Annotated in this window: 1 protein-coding gene and 1 pseudogene; one reads left to right on the top strand and one right to left on the bottom strand. The window is 52.5% G+C overall.

Annotated features, from left to right (window positions below; translation table 11 throughout):
* Positions 1–182 (top strand): annotated as a pseudogene (locus R7O12_RS26910) (DNA polymerase III subunit epsilon); the annotation flags it as partial.
* Here the strand turns inward: R7O12_RS26910 and R7O12_RS26905 are convergent.
* Positions 183–1,039: LysR family transcriptional regulator (locus R7O12_RS26905; RefSeq protein ID WP_318127120.1), on the bottom strand; the 857-nt coding region annotated here is incomplete at its 5' end.

Genomic DNA, 1,039 nt, shown 5'->3' with positions numbered 1-1,039 from the left:
CAGGGAAAAGCGGCGCGCACAGCAGTTATCAGTTGGACGATTTGCGCCGCTATTATCACCTGCCGGGGTACCTATCGCACTCAGCCGCCAGTGATGCCTTGGCGTGCGCGGAATTGTTCTTGGTGCAAAGTAAAAAACTGACCGCGCTTCCGGATGTCACGTTGCGTCAGTTGATGCGCTGATCACGCCAACTCTTGCGCCAAAAAGTCGATCAATAACCGCACTTTTGGCGACAAATTGCGACTTTGCGGATACAGCGCCCAAATGCCTTCGCGATCGTCGCGGTAATCGGTCAGCACCTCGACTAACTCACCACTGTCTAACGCTTCTTGAACGTAGTAATCCGGCAGCTGCACTAAACCAAGACCGCGTTTCGCTGCGTCCACCAAAGCAAAACCGCTGTTGCATTTAATCCGTCCCGACACGCGTAAAGATTTATCGCGTTTATTTTCCTTAAAGTGCCAATAGTCGACCGAGCCAACCAAGCACTGATGCCGTCCCAATTCCGACAACGTATGTGGCTCACCAAAACGCTCCAAGTACATCGGACTGGCACACACGTAGGTTTGACGTGAGGAAAGACGCTTGGCGATCATGCTGGAATCTTGCAAGCGGCCAAGACGAATCGCCACGTCCACACCTTGCTCAATCAAATCCAGCTTTTGGTTGGTCAGCACTAAATCAAGATCCACACGCGGGTACTTTTCCAAAAACTGATGCAAAAGCGGCGCGAGGTTCATTTCCCCATACGTCACAGGAGCCGTCACGCGCAGCAAACCGCGCGGTTCGGTCTGCATTTGCGTTACGGCAAGCTCGGCCAGTTCTAACCCTTCCACCAAATGTTTACACTGCTGGTAATAGAGTTGTCCGGCTTCAGACAGGGAGACTTTTCGCGTCGTGCGATGCAGCAATTTCACCGCAAGTCGTTCTTCAAGTGCCGATACCCGACGACTGATTTGTGCCACCGATGTTTTCAGCTTAGCTGCTGCTCCGGTAAAACTGTTGGTTTCCGCCACAGCAACAAATTCGCTGACCCCTT

This window comes from Vibrio sp. Vb1574 (genome assembly GCF_033338675.1).
This window is presented reverse-complemented; position numbering and strand designations above follow the sequence as displayed.